Raw genomic sequence first — 15,697 nt, forward strand, 5'->3', positions numbered from 1 at the left:
TTCAGGCGCGGTCCGCGTTATTGACGACAAAACGGTAGGTCCAGACAAACCCCGTATACAGGACAGGGAAACTGCCAAAGGCCAGGACTGTCTCGAACACAAAGGGCAGGAACTCCACGATATGCAGCGCAAGCGCGCAGCACAGCACCCATTGTAGCGCCGTAACGCCCACCATCACCACGCCAAACACAAGCCAGAGAATAAAAAAATTAACCCGCGCCAGCGTATAACGCCCCGACAGGGCCACGCCATGCACGATCAGCATCATGAGCAGCATCACCCCTGCGGGGCCAAAACTCAGGATATCGGCCCATATGCCCAGCACGAACACCGCAAGCGAGGGCATGAGCACCGGCGCGAACACCGACCACAGGAAAATGGTGGCCATGATGATGGCGGGCATGAGCTCGACCTGACCGGGCAGGTTGAGCGGCGCCGAGAGCACCAGTGTTGCAAAGAACACGAACAGGAACGGCACGCTGCTGCGCACGCCATGGTCGATCCGGTAGCCCAGCCCAGAACGTGGCTGGATGCCGGGGCGGATCGGGGGTGGAGTGAAGGTTTTCATCCGTGCAGGCCCTGATCGGGGTGCGCGGGCAGGGGCATGGCGCCGCCGGTTGCAGGCAGGGGCACGCGGCCCGGCGCATCGGGCGGCACCACGCTGTCCTCATAATCGAACACGCGCAGCATATCGACATGATCGAGGTCGGCGGCAGGCACCACCACCGGCTGGCCGGGGCGCAGGTAATGCACATGCCCCACCGGCAGGCCGGCGGGCAGGCTCTCGATCTCGCCATTGGTCACGACACGCTCGCCCTCGATCGGCACATTGTCCTGCGGGTAAAAGATGATGCGCGGCAGGGCTGAACTGTCACCCGCCATGATGGCCGCCGCATGGCTTGATTCCAGCGTGACCGGCAGGCGGCTTGACGAATCGGTAATGAGCAGCACGCGCGCCGAGCGCCGCCCCACCTCGGTCACGCGCCCGACCAGCCCCGCGCCATCAAGGGCGATGCCGCCCTTGCGCACCGCCGTATCGGGGTTCAGCGCCAGCAGCACCGCGCGTGCATACAGCCCGCTGGTATCACGCACCACCCGCCCGCTGACGAAGGTGGGCGCGTTATCGGGAATCCAGTGCAGGTTGGCCTTCAGCGTCGCGTTTTCATCAGCCAGTGCGGCGGCCACGTCGTACCAGTGGCGCAGCGACACGTTCTCTGCGCGCAGGCGGATGTTCTCGGCCTCGAGGTTGCGGATATCCTGCAGGTTCCCCGACACCCAGCGCAGCTTTTCCTGCGGCCAGGCCACCAGCCCATAGGCGGGGGCGAGCAGGTCGGCGGTGTTCATGCGCAGTTTTTCGATCAGGCCACGATCGGCCTTGCCAAGCAGGATGACGCCACAGGCCACGAGAATGAGGGCGGGCAGCACAAGCTTGCCCAATGCCTGGCGGAACTGGATGGAGACAGGCATCACGCACGCTTCCCACGCGCAGCACCTGCTGCGCCGTGCCGGTCGGATCGTTCACTTCTGCCTGGTCGCCGGACCTGCATCGTCCTGCGTCTCCCCCCTCGGCACGCCGCCCTGCCTTGCGCCGTGGGCGGCGGCCGTACGTTAGTACATGCTTGTCAGTACATTGCGCAGGCGCTTCATTTCCTCAAGCGCGCGCCCCGTGCCCATGGCCACGCAGGACAGCGCATCCTCGCCCACCGTAACCGGCAGGCCGGTTTCACGCCGCAGCACTTCATCGAGCCGGTAAAGCAGCGCGCCGCCACCGGTCAGGACAATGCCCTTGTCCACGATATCGGCCGCAAGCTCGGGCGGGGTATTTTCAAGCGCCGTGGTCACCGCGTCAAGAATCTGGCTGACGGGTTCGGCCAGGCTCTCGGCAATCTGCGCCTGCGAGACAACAACCTCGCGCGGTACGCCATTGATCAGGTCGCGCCCCTTGACCTCGCGCCACGGGCCGGGATCATTCGGGTCATCCGGCGGCATGGCCGAGCCGAGATGGATCTTGATCTGCTCGGCCGAGCTTTCACCAATCAGAAGATTATGATTGCGGCGGATGTAGGAGATGATCGCCTCATCCATCTTGTCGCCGCCCACCCGCACCGAGCGGGCATACACGATGCCACCAAGCGAGATGACGGCCACTTCCGTCGTGCCACCGCCGATATCGACGATCATGCTGCCCGAAGGCTCGGTGACCGGCAGGCCCGCGCCGATGGCCGCCGCCATGGGTTCCTCGATCAGGAACACCTTGCGGGCGCCCGCACTTTCGGCGCTTTCCTGAATGGCGCGACGCTCGACGGCGGTGGAGCCCGACGGCACGCACACGATAATCAGCGGGCTTGCGAACATGCGGCGGTTATGGACCTTGCGGATGAAATGCTTGATCATTTCCTCCGCCACCTCGAAGTCCGCGATCACGCCATCGCGCAGCGGGCGGATGGCCGTGATGTTGCCGGGCGTGCGGCCAACCATCTGCTTGGCTTCCTCGCCTACCGCAAGCACCTGCTTCTTGCCCCGTACCTCTGCCAGCGCGACGACCGAAGGTTCGTTCAGGACGATGCCACGCCCCTTTACGTAAACCAGCGTATTCGCCGTGCCGAGGTCGATCGCCATGTCAGCGGAAAGCAGACCCAGTACACGAGCAAACATCCAGAACTCCCGACAACAACCACCAGACAGGACTGTCCCATCTCCCGACCGGCGGCACCGCATGCCCTCATGGCATACCTGCGTCACGTCGAAAACCGTCTGGGTAAGGTCGAGGGATTACCGGCGCACGCAGGCAGGGGCAAGAGGCGAGTGGGTTTTAATTTATTAAAATCTTCACACCCGGGCGGATTGTTACAAATTGCTCCGCTTTGGTCATGGCCAAACCACCATTGCCGCTTCATCTATATCCTGTACCAGGCGGTAAAGCGGGCCATCATGGCATCGCCCGTCAACAGGAGCGGAAAAACCTACATGAAGACTTCATCGCCCCGCATGACCCCTCGCCCGGCGCTGCTGCTTGCGGCGACACTGTGCCTCGGCCTTGGCGCATGCGAGGACACGCGCGACCCCGGCCAGCGCGCCATTGGCGGCGGGCTGCTTGGCGCGGGCGGCGGCGCGCTGATCGGCGGGCTGGCGGGCGGCGGGCAGGGCGCCGCGATTGGCGCGCTGGCGGGTGCTGCGGGGGGCGCTGCCATCGGCGCCGCCACCACGCCGCGCAACCGCCCGCGTGGCGAGGCCCCATCCACCGTGTGCGCGGGGGGCCGCGTACTGCCGCCGGGCTATGGGCCGCAGAGCTGCCCCGAGGCCCAGCGCGGAGGTTATGGCTACGGTAGCCAGCGCGGCTACGCCACCCCCAGCTACCCCCGGCAGGGCGGGTATGGTCAAGGCGGGTATGGCCAGAGCGGATACAGCCAGGGGGGATATGACCAGAGCGGCTATTACGGCCAGCAGCAGGGTGGCTATGCCCAGCCCTATGGCTACGGGCAGGAAGGCGGCGACGCGCAGGGTTACGAAGGCGAAGGCGGCTACTGAAAGCCCCATGACACACCGCCCCGCCGTGACAGGACACGGCAGGGCGGTGTGGCAGTATCAGCGATCTGCGACGAATGTTTCCGGGCGCGACTTTTCTTTAAAAAAGCCGCGCCTTTCGAAGCTTTTTGAAAAAAGCTTCACCAACAACTGTTCTTCACTCAGGCTTCGAGCGCGGCAGGCTCGGCCCGGTCACGCTTGACCAGCAGCTTGTTGAGCGCATGCACGTAGGCGCGCACGGCCGAGACCAGCGTATCGGCATCAGCGCCCTGGCCATCGACCAGCTTGCCATCTTCCTCCAGCCGCACGGAGGTGCGGGCCTGCGCATCGCTGCCCTCGGTCACGGCGCCGACGGAATACAGTTGCAGCGTCGCATCATGCGGCACGATGGCACGGATGGCATTGAACGCGGCATCGACCGGTCCCTGCCCTTCCGCATGGCCTTCGCGGCGCGCGCCATCGACTTCCAGCACCAGATCGGCGGTGGCGGGGCGGCGCGAGCCTGCGGTTACATCGAGCGAGATGAAGCGGATGCGGGCATGGTCGCGCACTTCATCATCAACCAGTGCGACCAGATCCTCGTCGTAGATGACCTTCTTGCGGTCGGCCAGATCCTTGAAGCGCGAGAACGCCTCGTTGAACTGCTCTTCTTCCAGCTTGTCGTAGCCCATCGCCTTGAGCTTGTCGCGGAAGGCCGCGCGCCCCGAATGCTTGCCCAGCACCAGCGAGGAACGGGTCCAGCCCACGCTTTCCGGCGTCATGATCTCGTAGGTGGCGGCGTTCTTCAGGATGCCATCCTGATGGATGCCGCTTTCATGCGCAAATGCGTTACGGCCCACGATGGCCTTGTTGGGCTGCACGTCAAAGCCCGTGATGGTGGCCAGCATGCGCGAGGTGCGCAGCAGGCGCTCGGTGTGGATGCCGGTCGTAAAGGGCAGCACGTCATGGCGCGTGCGCAGCACCATGATGATTTCCTCCAGCGCCGCATTGCCCGCGCGCTCGCCAATACCGTTGATGGTGCATTCCACCTGCCGCGCGCCAGCCTTCAGCGCCGCGATGGTGTTGGCAACCCCCAGGCCCAGGTCATTATGGTTGTGGGTGGAGAAGATGACGCCATCAGCCCCCGGCACGCGGGCGCGCAGGTCAGCGAAGATGCGGGCCATGTCCTCGGGCGTGGAATAGCCCACCGTGTCGGGGATGTTGATGGTGGTCGCACCCGCGCGGATGGCGGTCTCGACACAGCGGCACAGGAAGTCGGGCTCGGTGCGCGAGCCATCCTCGGCGGACCATTCCACATCATCGGTGAACTGGCGGGCGGCGCGGTTGCCCGCCTCGATCACTTCCAGCACCGTTTCGGGCTCCATGCGCAGCTTGTACTTCATGTGCAGCGGCGAGGTGGAGATGAAGTTGTGGATGCGCCCGCGCTTTGCTGGCTTGATCGCCTCGCCCGCGCTGGCAATGTCGTTCTTGCCGCCGCTGCGTGCGAGCGCGCACACCACGGTGTTCTTCACCTTCTGGGCAATCTGGTGAACGCTGTCGAAATCACCCCTGGAGGCCACGGGAAAGCCCGCCTCCATCACGTCCACGCCCAGTTCCTCAAGCGCTTCGGCCATGCGCAGCTTCTCGGCGAGGTTCATGGAAAAACCGGGCGACTGCTCGCCATCACGCAGCGTTGTATCGAAAATGATGACGCGGTTGGCGTCGATGCGGCCAAAGGAGGGATGGTCGATGCTCATGGTAATAACCTTGGACTTGGTCCTGTTGTGTGGCGGGAGGTGGCACGGCTGCGTGCCCCTGTCATTCGTGTTCGCAAACCGGCATGAACCGGCCTGATCAATCCCCTGGGCGCACCGGCACGCGGCCGGCCCTGATCGCTCAGGGGCGGATAAGTCGAAGACGAAGAAGCCCGGCACCGGCACATGCGCGCGCGGACAGGTGCGCGCATGCGCCCGTTCCAGCCCCAGCAATGTGCGCTATCGTTACCATGCCGGGCACAATACAGCCCCGAACCCTGATTGCAACCGTAAAAGCGCACCCCGGCTCCCCCCTCAGCCCGTGGCGTGGGTCACCATGCTGTCGGTGGCGAAATAACGGTCGATGGCCTGCACCATGGCCCCTGCCACCACCATGCGGTGGGCGGCCTGCCTCAGGGCCGCTTCATCCATGTGGTTTGACATGAAGCCCATCTCCACGAGCACGGAGGGAATATCGGCCGATTTGAGCACCACGAAGGAGGCATGGCGCGAAGGGTGCTGCAACAGGCCTATGCGCGGACGAAACGAGGTAACGATGCTGCTGGCCATGTGGGCGGCGCCGTGGCGGGTTTCCTCGGTCACGAGGCTTGCGAGGATTTCCTGCACCTCGGGCGAATCCGCGTGCACGTGCGGGCCGCCATAGCGGTCGGCGCTGTTCTCGGTGCGCGCCAGCATGGCCGTCTGCCGGTCCGATGCCCTGGACGACAGCGTATAGACACTGGCCCCGCGCACGGCGCGGTTGGTCAGCGCATCGGCATGCATGGAAATGAACAGCGAGGCCTTGTGGCTGTGCGCGATGTCCACCCTGCCCTCGAGCGGGATGAAGCGGTCATCGGCGCGCGTCATGGCCACGCGGTAGCGGCCACTGGCCTCAAGCTGGCGCTGCAATTCGCTGGCGGCCGCTTCAGCCACATGTTTTTCATACGTGCCGGAAATGCCGATGGCGCCCGGGTCCTTTCCGCCATGGCCGGGGTCGAGCATGATCAGCGGCCTGGGCGGCGTGGCGCGCCCCACGATGGCGGGCGCGTGCAGCGGGTGCGCGGCGTGATGGGCGGCGGCGGCCGCATGCACGTGGGCGGGCACATGGGGCGCCACCCGCGCCAGCGCGCTGCCGGGCAGCAGCACGCCCAGCCCCGCCACAACAGCGCGGCGCGGCAGCACGGGTTCAGGCCTGCGCGCTGTCAGGGCCGCCTTGTTTCCATCAGGCCAGCCAGTGGTCATGCATCGGGTTCCGGTCAAGGCGGTTGCGGGGTCGTGTGTCTTTAATTTTCCTTACCACCATCCACGCCCTTCGTCAGCGGGATAAACGCAAGCCCCTTGCAGGAAGGGCCGCATTGCGTCATGCTGCCCAGCCGTGATGGACCGCGCCCGGTCTGGCTGCCCTGCTGGCATGCCTGATAGGGCGAGATGCCAGCAGGCATGACTTAAACTCCATCCGGCATGCATCATGCATGCGCGACATGCGCTTACCGGTATTCTTACCGGCCACGTTACGGCGTGGGGGCACATGCCACGCACGACCTGAGGCAGCCGCGCCGGTGTTCCCCATCGACAGGAAACCGGATGGCATACCAGTCGATACGGAAGGTTCCGCCCCGGCAATCAGGCCGGGCCGCGCCCTCCCCAGCCAAAACCGAGGATGGATTGGACACCACGCGGACCTTTTCCGCATATGCGATGACACCATGCGCGAATACGGGCGGCACACGCATGCCGCATCCGGTCGTGGCGCATGGCCTGTCCGCCCGCGCAGGGCGCGGTGGTCTCCCGTCCGGTTTCAGTCACGGCTTTTTCAATCATGCTTTTGTCCGCTCCCCCGCCCTTCCTGCCGCCACGACTCGCGCGCAGCCCGGATGCCGGAGCGTGACACACCGGAGTGCGCCTATTTATGAGCAAACGCATGCTGATCGACACGACCCACGCGGAAGAAACCCGCGTGGTCGTGATGGATGGTAACCACCTTGAGGATTATGATGTCGAAGCCGCTTCCAAGAAGCAGCTCAAGGGCAACATCTACCTCGCCAAGGTTATCCGTGTAGAACCCAGCCTTCAGGCTGCGTTCGTGGATTATGGCGGCAACCGCCACGGCTTTCTCGCCTTCAGCGAAATCCACCCCGATTATTACCAGATCCCCGTAGCCGACCGCGAAAAGCTGCTCGCGCTGCAGGAAGAGGAACGCCGCGCGGAAGAAGAACGCCGCGCACGTGATGACGAGGAAGAGGACGCCCCCCGCGCCGAGGACGAAGCCGAAACCCCCGCGGGCGAGGAAGGCGACGAGCCCGAAACCGTGGGCGGCGAGAACGATACCGGCGATGAAGCCCAGGCCCAGCGCCGCATCGCCCGCTTCCTGCGCAACTACAAGATTCAGGAAGTCATCCGCCGCCGCCAGATCCTGCTCGTGCAGGTGGTCAAGGAAGAGCGCGGCAACAAGGGCGCGGCCCTGACCACCTACGTGTCGCTTGCCGGGCGCTACTGCGTGCTCATGCCCAACTCGCTGCGCGGGGGCGGTGTTTCGCGCAAGATCACCTCGGTGGCCGACCGCCGCCGCCTGCGCGACATCATCACCGAGCTGTCGATTCCGCGCGGCATGGCCATGATCGTGCGCACCGCCGGCGCCCAGCGCCCGCGCGCCGAGATCATGCGCGACTGCGAATACCTGCTGCGCCTGTGGGATGACATCCGCCAGCACACGCTCGAATCCGTCGCCCCCGCCCTGATCTATGAGGAAGCGAGCCTGATCAAGCGCGCCATCCGCGATATCTACACGCGCGAGGTAGGCGAGATCCTGATCGATGGCGAGCCGGGCTGGAAGTCGGCGCGCGAGTTCATGCGCATGCTCATGCCCCAGAACGCGCAGAAGGTGCGCCTGTGGCAGGACCACGAGCAGACCCTGTTCTCGCACTACAAGGTGGAGGGGCTGCTCGATTCCATGCTCTCGCCTTCCGTGCAGCTCAAGTCGGGTGGCTATCTGGTCATCAACCAGACCGAGGCGCTGGTTGCGATCGACGTGAACTCGGGCCGCGCCACGCGTGAGCGCAACATCGAGGAAACGGCGCTGCGCACCAACCTCGAAGCCGCCGAGGAAGTCGCCCGCCAGCTGCGCCTGCGTGATCTGGCCGGTCTGATCGTGATCGACTTCATCGACATGGAAAGCCGCAAGCATAACGGCATGGTCGAGCGCAAGCTCAAGGATGCCCTGCGCACCGACCGCGCGCGCATCCAGGTGGGCCAGATCTCGCATTTCGGCCTGCTGGAAATGTCGCGCCAGCGCCTGCGCCCCTCCATTGCCGAATCCGCCTTCATGCCCTGCCCGCACTGCCAGGGCACCGGCATCGTGCGCGGGATCGAAAGCTCGTCGCTGCACGTGCTGCGCGCGATCGAGGACGAGGGCATGCAGCGCAAGGCCGCGGAAATCACCGTGCAGGTGGCACCCGAGGTCGCCTTCTACATCCTCAACAACAAGCGCACCTGGCTTTCGGAAATCGAGACGCGGCACAAGATGCAGGTCGTGTTCGCACCCGATGCCACGCTGCAGCCGCCCGAGTGCAAGATCGAGCGCGTGCGCCAGCAGACGGCCCGCTTCGAGGCCCCTGCCGCCATCGCGCACGCCCCGGCCGAAAGCAGCCATGTGCGCGAGATCCAGATCCAGGCCGAGCCGCCGGTAGCCGAGGCGACCCCGGAAGCCCCGGCCAGCACGGAAGAGGACGAGGATATCGCATCGGGCACCGACCATCGCCGTCGCCGCCGCCGTCGTCGTCGTCGTGGCTCAGGCGCCACCACGCCCGAGCAGACGACCGATACGCCGCAGCAGCCTGCAGCCGAGGAACCGGCACCCGCGCCCGCGCCGCGTGAAGTCTATCGCGGCCCCACCCCGGCTGACCCGTATGGCGACCCGATCATCGACATCTTTGACGTGATCGAGCAGACCACGGCGCCTGCCGAGATCGTGGAAGAGGTTGTGGAAGCCGAGCCCGCGGTCATCGCGGTCGCGGTCGCGGAAGAAGAGGAAGCGCCCAAGCCGCGTCGTCGTCGCCGCACGCGCCGCCGCACGCCGGTGGAAACGGAAGCCACCACCGAGGCCCCGGCCGAGGCGAAAGCCGAAGTGAGCGCGCCGGTCGCCGAAGCCGTGGTGGTGGAAGCCGAAGCCGCCCCTGCCGAGCCGGTAGTTGTGGAAGCCGTGGCGGAACCCGTGGAGGAAGCGCCCAGGCCGCGCCGCCGCCGCGCCAGCTCGGCCACCACCTCGCGCCGCGCCAGCAGCCGCACCAAGGCCGCCAGGACGCCGGAAGAAACGCCGGTCGAGGCAGCGCCCGAGGTTGTGGAAGAAACGGCCCCTGCCGAGGACGCCGCACCCGCCAAACCCGCGCGCAAGCGTGCGGCAAGCCGGAGCACGGGCACGACGACGGCCACCACGCGCCGCCGCTCCACCCGCAAGACGGCTGCCAAGGCGGATGAAGCCACCGAGGCCACGGCTGAAGCACCCGTGACAGCGGAAGCCGAAGCCCCGGCGGCGGAAGAGGCCCCCAAGCGCCGCCGTGCCCCGGCACGCCGCAAGAAGGCCGAGCCTGCCGCCACCGAGGCAGCAGAGGCCCCGGCGGAAGCGGTAGCCGAGACGGCGGAAGCCGCACCGGCCAAGCCCGCGCCGCGCAAGCGTGCCACCACCCGCAAGGCCGCCACCACAACGACGGCCACGGCCACCCGCACGCGCCGCCGCAAGAAGGCGGAAGACGCGGCAGCAGAACCGGCTACGGACGAAGCGGCAGAACCTGCCGCAACGACCGAGGCGGAAGCAGCCCCCCGTCGCCGCACGGGCTGGTGGAAGCGCTGATTACAGCGTAACTGGCTGAACAGTAAAAAAACCTGCCTTCGCAAGAAGGCAGGTTTTTTATTACCGGCGTGCAGGGAATTGCCACCTGCACCAAAAGCTTTGCCAAAACGGCTTCAGGGTTAACCGCCATCTGGCAAAGCGGGCGCGGTCTCCCAGCCGGGGCCGATGATGGCGGCACTGCGGCGGCCCAGCCCGTCATTGCGCAGCACGATCATGTTCTGCTCTTCAAGATAGGCAAGCTGCCGCCGGGCGCGGCCAAGCGAATGGGTGCCGTAAGTGCGCGCGATCACGCTGTCGGACGGACATGGCTCCCCATGCATCGCAGCACGCGCAATGAGCAGGAAAATGCCCTGCATGTCATCAGGCAGCACGGCGGCCATCTGCTCGGCCTGTCGCCAGTCCTCGCTTTCCACGGTGGTGGCGTCCACGCCCGCGCGGGCGACTGCGAGCAGACGGCGGAAGCGCGGCATGTCGAGCGCGTCCCGCCCCATGCCCTCAATCCGGCAGCGCACCAGAAAATCCTGATACAGCACATGCACCGGGCGGAAACCCGCATCCTCATCGCGCAATATGTCGGTCAGGATCTCGATAAAGCGCAGCCTGAGCGCTGCCGCATCTACCGGCGGAGCTTCGGGTTCGGCAGTTTCGGCCTCCAGCGTCGCGGTCTCGGCGTGGGCTGCAAGCTGCGAGAGGATATCAGGCGGCGGGCTGACATGACGCGGCAGGCGTGCAGGCAGTTCACGCTCGGGCACCGGGGTCAGGATCAGTTCGCGTATTTCCTCGCCCGCGGGCACCGGCTCGAAGGGCATCAGCGTGGGGCCAGCCGAGCGGCTTTCGGTCTCGACCGGGCCGATCTTGACCGCAAGCGGCCTGCGGCACACGGCGGGGCCAAGGGCCACGAAATAGCCGCGCTCAAGGTCACGGAAGCTTTCGGCCTGCCGCCGCTCCATGCCCAGCAGGTCGGCCGCGCGCATCATGTCGATATCAAGGAAAGTGCGGCCCATGAGGAAGTTCGATGCCTCGGCTGCGACATTCTTGGCAAGCTTCGCCAGGCGCTGTGTTGCGATCACGCCCGCCAGCCCGCGCTTGCGCCCACGGCACATGAGGTTGGTCATGGCCCCAAGCGAGGCGCGGCGTGCCTCATCGGACACCTCGCCGGCTGCGGCTGGCGCAAAAAGCTGGGCTTCATCCACCACTACCAGCACGGGGTACCAGTAATCACGCGGCACCTCGAACATGCCGCCAAGAAAGGCTGCCGCGCGGCGCATCTGCACATCCGCATCCACGCCCTCAAGGTTCAGGATGACCGAGGCGCGGTGCACGCGCATGCGCTCGCCCGCCGCCTGCAGGGCCGCCTCGGTATGCTCGGCGGCATCAATGACCAGATGGCCAAAGCGCTCGGCCAGGCTGACGAAATCGCCCTCGGGGTCGATGATGGCCTGCTGCACCATGCGCGCCGACTGCTCGAGCAGCCTGCGCAGCAGGTGCGACTTGCCCGAGCCGGAATTGCCCTGCACCAGCAGGCGGGTGGAAAGCAGTTCGGCCAGGTCCATCGTCACGGGGCCATCGCCCGCAACGGCCCCGCGCCGCTCGCCAATCGTGATTGCAACACTCATGGCGCTGACGGATACCGCTCGCGCCGCGAGTCCTGCAACCACGCCCATGCGCCCTCGCCCGCCATGCGGCCCGTGGCCATGCAGCCCTGCAGCAGGTAGCCGCCGGTGGGGGCCTCCCAGTCCAGCATCTCGCCAGCCGCGAACACGCCGGGCAGCCCGCGGATCATGAAATGCGCATCAAGCGCGGGCCATGCAATGCCACCGGCCACCGATATGGCGCGGTCCAGCGCGGCGGGGGCGGTTACATCAACCGGCACACCCTTGACCCGCGCCGCCAGCGCCTGTGGCGCGCGCGGCGGCGGCCCGTCGCCGCCTTCACGCATCAGCGCCACCGCAACGGGGGAAAGCTTCAAAGCCTTGCGCAATGTGTTGGACAGGCTCTCCCGCGCCCGCACGCGGGCAATGCGGGTGGCGATCTCGGCCTGCTCAAGGGCCGGGCGCAGGTCAATGAGCAGGCGCGCGTGGCCGGTCCGGGCAATCCGCTCGCGAATCGCCGCTGACAGCGCATAGACCGCGCCACCCTCGATGCCTGTCCCGGTCACCACCGCCTCGCCGCGCACGCTCGGCCCGTCTTCCAGCGCAAGGCCGATCCCGCGCAGCGGCGTGCCCGCAAACCGCTCGCAAAAGGACGGGCTCCATCCGGTGACAAAGCCACAATTGGCAGGGGCAAACGGCGTGACATCAACACCAAGCCCCTCAAGCCGCTCGCGCCATGCCCCGTCAGACCCCAGCCGTGCCCAGCTTGCCCCCCCTATGGCCAGCACGGTGGCATCGACCCGCCAGCTTACCGCTCCGCCAGGGCCGGACACACGCAGGCGGCCTGTCTCATCCCAGCCAAGCCAGCGGTGGCGGGTGAGCAGGCGCACGCCACGCGCGGCCAGCCGCTCGAGCCACGCACGCAGCAGGGGCGAGGCCTTCATGGCGCGGGGAAACACCCGGCCACTACTGCCGGTAAAACACGGCTGGCCCAGCCCTTCGGCCCATTTCACCATATCAGCCGGGCCAAAGGCGGACAGGGCAGCCTGCATCATCGGTCGTGCCGCGCCATAGCGGGCGGCAAAGGCTGCTGCATCCTCGGAATGGGTCAGGTTCAGCCCGCCGCGCCCGGCCATGAGCAGCTTGCGGCCCATGGTGGGCATCTGCTCGACCACGCTCACGGCACACCCGCGCTCGGACAGGATCTCGGCTGCAGCAAGACCCGCGGGGCCACCGCCAATAACGGCCACATGCGGCCTGAAAACGAATTCGGTCATCAGATGATGTAATCAATCGGCGGGAGCATCTGGTCCATGGTGAAGGCTGGCAGGCTGGAATGGCGCGTGCCAACAACGCGGGCCGGGTTGCCCACCACCGTGGTGTAGGGCGAGACGGATTCAAGCACGATGGACCCCGCCCCCACCTTGGCCCCCTCGCCAATCTCGATATTGCCCAGAATGGTGGCCCCCGCGCCAATCAGCACGCCCCGGCGCACCTTTGGGTGGCGGTCGCCCACGTTCTTGCCGGTGCCGCCAAGGGTCACGCCCTGCAGCAGCGACACGTCATCCTCCAGCACCGAGGTCTCGCCAATGACGATGCCCGTGCCATGATCGAACAGGACCCGCCGCCCCAGCCGGGCGGCAGGGTGAATATCAACCCCGAACAGTTCCGAGCACCGGCTCTGCAGATGCAGCGCCAGATAGCTGCGCCCGTTATGCCACAGCCAGTGCGCCACGCGATGGCTCTGCACGGCATGATAACCCTTGAAGAACAGGAAGGGCGTTACGTATTCCGCCGTGGCCGGGTCGCGCTCGCGTATGGCCACGAGGTCGGCTGCGGCGGCGTTGACGATATCAGGGTCGGCCTCGAACACTTCCGTCACCAGTTCGGCCAGCGCATCATCGGCCACCGACCGGTCGCCAAGCTTGCGCCCGAGCAGGGCGGCAAGCGCACCCCGAAAGGAGCTGTGGTTGCGGATGCCGGTGGCCAGCAGCCCCTTGACCAGCGGGTCGTTGCAGCCACACGCACCACTTACGATCTCGCGCCACAGCATGGCGGGGTCAATCGGGCCCAGCGTAGGGGGCAGCACGGGACTGGTGCGGTCCTTCAGCGAAAGGGTGGCAGGCGGGTTTTCAGGCATGATCGGTCTGTTCCGTCCGATGGGCGGTTGTCATATGTCTGGCAGGCAGGCGTTCACAGCCCCATGGCGTGCCGGGCAAAGCTGCGGCGCAGCGGCGTGATGCGGTTGACGGTGGCAAGCCCCACGTCACGCGCCAGGCGCAGCACGGGGTTGTCATTGCCAAACAGGCGCTCAAGCGCATCGGTCGCCGCCAGCATAAGCATGTTGGCGGGCCGACAGCGGGCCTGATAGCGGCGCAGCACGTCGGGCGCGCCCACATCGCCGCCCGCCGCGTGCACCTGCGCCAGAATGTCGGCCATGGCGATCACGTCACGGAAGCCGAGATTGAGCCCCTGCCCCGCAATGGGGTGGATGCCGTGGGCCGCATCGCCCACCAGCGCCAGCCGGGTATCAATATAACGCTGCGCGTACTGCGCGGAAAGCGGATAGACCCAGCGCCGCCCCACGGGTGTCACGGCGCCCAGCCATTCATCACCCATGCGGCGGCGGATCTCGTGTGTAAAGGCCTCGTGTGGCAGGTCGGCCAGACGGTGGGCCACCTTCTCGCTCTCGGTCCAGACCAGGGCGGACAGGTTGGGGTGCTGCGCGTTACCCGCCATGGGCAGCTGGGCAAAGGGGCCTGCGGGCAGGAAATGCTCCAGCGCGCGGCCTTCATGCGGGAATTCGTGGGCCACCGCGCACACGATGCCACACTGGTTGTAAGGCATGCGGGTGACCGTGATGCGGGCCTGATCGCGCAGCGGGCTGCGCCGCCCCTCGGCGGCCACCACAAGGCGGGCATTGATGGTGCGGCCGCTGGTGGTGTGGATCACGGCACCCTGCGCCGTGCGGGTCACGCGGCCTTCATCGGGGGCGAAAACATGCAGGCCCGGCGTTGCGTGGAGGGCGGCATTCAGCGCCACGCGCAGGGCGCGGGCCTCGATCATCGCGCCGAAGGGCTGGTCGGCATCGGCACGGCCAAATTCAAGGAACAGGGGCGAAGGCGGCTGGCCGGGCCTGCCATCGGTCACGCGGATCTCGTTTATGTCGCACGACTCCATGGGCAGGCGGGGCCACACGCCCGCCTCCTCAAGCAGGCGGCGCGAGCCTGCGGCGATGGCATAGGCGCGGCCATCAAAGGCCGGATGCTCCATGGGCGGCAGGGCCGCGCGGTCGATGATGGCGACCTGCATGCCCGCCATTGCCAGGCGGCAGGCCAGCGTGGCGCCAACCGGACCCGCCCCCACGATGCAGACATCAACCCCAAGGGCTTTGGGCATGGCGGTGGCTGTCATGTTCGCGGTCATTTCGTTTCCTGTTCTGGGCCCCCCGGGCAACGGGGCAGGCCACACGGATTTACTCCCCACCGGGGGCAACGCACAAGCGTACATGCCAGATGCATGACGTGAAGGCGGATGACATGCATCACCCGATCAGGGTATAGACGGAACGGTTACCTTACTTCACCCACGGTCAACCGGCCGGAACAGCAAGAATGGAGACGCGGTGCGATGAAGCTTGTCACAGCCATCATCAAGCCTTTCAAGCTCGACGATGTGCGTGAGGCCCTGACCCCGCTGGGGATTCAGGGGCTGACCGTATCGGAAGTCAAGGGCTTCGGTCGCCAGAAGGGCCAGACCGAAATCTATCGCGGGGCGGAATACCACGTCAGCTTCCTGCCCAAGATCAAGATCGAGGTTGCCGTGACCGACGAACTCGTGGAGCAGGCGGTCGAGACGATTCTGGAAGCCGCCCACACCGGCAAGATCGGCGATGGCAAGATCTTCATCTCCCCGCTTGAAAGCGTCATCCGCATCCGCACGCGCGAGACGGGCGACAGCGCGCTGTAAAGCCCCCTATTTTTCATACATCATTTCAGGAC

The 15,697-nt window shown here is 66.3% G+C and carries 13 protein-coding genes; 3 read left to right on the forward strand and 10 right to left on the reverse strand.

The window, feature by feature from the left end:
* Nucleotide 1: 1 nt before the first annotated feature.
* From R5N89_RS11515 to R5N89_RS11525, 3 genes are all read right to left on the reverse strand, one after another.
* On the reverse strand, nt 2–568 hold the full coding sequence (locus tag R5N89_RS11515) for a rod shape-determining protein (protein WP_110569432.1): 567 nt from the start codon (nt 566–568) through the stop codon (nt 2–4).
* The gene (gene mreC / locus R5N89_RS11520; RefSeq protein WP_110569433.1) at nt 565–1,467 is read right to left on the reverse strand and encodes a rod shape-determining protein MreC; all 903 of its coding nucleotides are present in this window, start codon (nt 1,465–1,467) and stop codon (nt 565–567) included. The genes R5N89_RS11515 and mreC overlap by 4 nt, the downstream gene beginning before the upstream one ends.
* 141 nt (nt 1,468–1,608) lie before the next feature.
* Entirely contained in the window at nt 1,609–2,655 is a 1,047-nt protein-coding gene (locus tag R5N89_RS11525; protein ID WP_110569434.1) for a rod shape-determining protein, read from the reverse strand.
* A gap of 312 nt (nt 2,656–2,967) precedes the next feature.
* Between R5N89_RS11525 and R5N89_RS11530 the strand changes: the two genes are divergently transcribed.
* The gene (locus R5N89_RS11530; protein ID WP_110569435.1) at nt 2,968–3,528 is read left to right on the forward strand and encodes a YMGG-like glycine zipper-containing protein; all 561 of its coding nucleotides are present in this window, start codon (nt 2,968–2,970) and stop codon (nt 3,526–3,528) included.
* A gap of 158 nt (nt 3,529–3,686) precedes the next feature.
* Here R5N89_RS11530 and R5N89_RS11535 read toward each other — a convergent pair whose 3' ends face one another.
* From R5N89_RS11535 to R5N89_RS11545, 3 genes are all read right to left on the reverse strand, one after another.
* Nucleotides 3,687–5,261, reverse strand: a complete 1,575-nt coding sequence (locus R5N89_RS11535; protein WP_110569436.1) for a 2-isopropylmalate synthase — start codon at nt 5,259–5,261, stop codon at nt 3,687–3,689.
* A 312-nt stretch (nt 5,262–5,573) separates the two neighbouring features.
* On the reverse strand, nt 5,574–6,500 hold the full coding sequence (locus R5N89_RS11540) for an N-acetylmuramoyl-L-alanine amidase (protein WP_110569437.1): 927 nt from the start codon (nt 6,498–6,500) through the stop codon (nt 5,574–5,576).
* Nucleotides 6,501–6,541: 41 nt separating this feature from the next.
* On the reverse strand, nt 6,542–6,700 hold the full coding sequence (locus R5N89_RS11545; RefSeq protein WP_244192206.1) for a hypothetical protein: 159 nt from the start codon (nt 6,698–6,700) through the stop codon (nt 6,542–6,544).
* Between the two features lie 467 nt (nt 6,701–7,167).
* Here R5N89_RS11545 and R5N89_RS11550 point away from each other — a divergent pair, with 467 nt between their 5' ends.
* On the forward strand, nt 7,168–10,104 hold the full coding sequence (locus R5N89_RS11550) for a ribonuclease E/G (protein WP_110569438.1): 2,937 nt from the start codon (nt 7,168–7,170) through the stop codon (nt 10,102–10,104).
* Between the two features lie 119 nt (nt 10,105–10,223).
* On the opposite strand, the gene R5N89_RS11555 is transcribed toward R5N89_RS11550, so the two are convergent.
* The 4 genes from R5N89_RS11555 to R5N89_RS11570 all read right to left on the reverse strand — a co-directional run bounded on the left by R5N89_RS11555 (nt 10,224) and on the right by R5N89_RS11570 (nt 15,122).
* Nucleotides 10,224–11,720, reverse strand: a complete 1,497-nt coding sequence (locus R5N89_RS11555; protein WP_110569439.1) for an ATP-binding protein — start codon at nt 11,718–11,720, stop codon at nt 10,224–10,226.
* On the reverse strand, nt 11,717–12,973 hold the full coding sequence (locus R5N89_RS11560; protein ID WP_110569440.1) for a TIGR03862 family flavoprotein: 1,257 nt from the start codon (nt 12,971–12,973) through the stop codon (nt 11,717–11,719). Before R5N89_RS11560 ends, R5N89_RS11555 begins: the two co-directional genes overlap by 4 nt.
* Nucleotides 12,973–13,749 (reverse strand): serine O-acetyltransferase, encoded by a 777-nt coding sequence (cysE, locus tag R5N89_RS11565; RefSeq protein ID WP_244192210.1) that lies wholly within the window; start codon nt 13,747–13,749, stop codon nt 12,973–12,975. Before cysE ends, R5N89_RS11560 begins: the two co-directional genes overlap by 1 nt.
* A gap of 140 nt (nt 13,750–13,889) precedes the next feature.
* Complete coding sequence (locus R5N89_RS11570) at nt 13,890–15,122, reverse strand: UbiH/UbiF/VisC/COQ6 family ubiquinone biosynthesis hydroxylase (protein ID WP_110569442.1); 1,233 nt, start codon at nt 15,120–15,122, stop codon at nt 13,890–13,892.
* A gap of 204 nt (nt 15,123–15,326) precedes the next feature.
* Here R5N89_RS11570 and R5N89_RS11575 point away from each other — a divergent pair, with 204 nt between their 5' ends.
* Nucleotides 15,327–15,665 carry a P-II family nitrogen regulator gene (locus R5N89_RS11575; protein ID WP_110569443.1) on the forward strand — a complete coding sequence of 113 codons (339 nt, stop codon included), beginning with the start codon at nt 15,327–15,329 and terminating at the stop codon, nt 15,663–15,665.
* The last annotated feature ends 32 nt before the right edge of the window (nt 15,666–15,697 follow it).

Origin of the sequence: Komagataeibacter sucrofermentans DSM 15973, from assembly GCF_040581405.1 — a bacterium.
Lineage (GTDB): Bacteria > Pseudomonadota > Alphaproteobacteria > Acetobacterales > Acetobacteraceae > Komagataeibacter > Komagataeibacter sucrofermentans.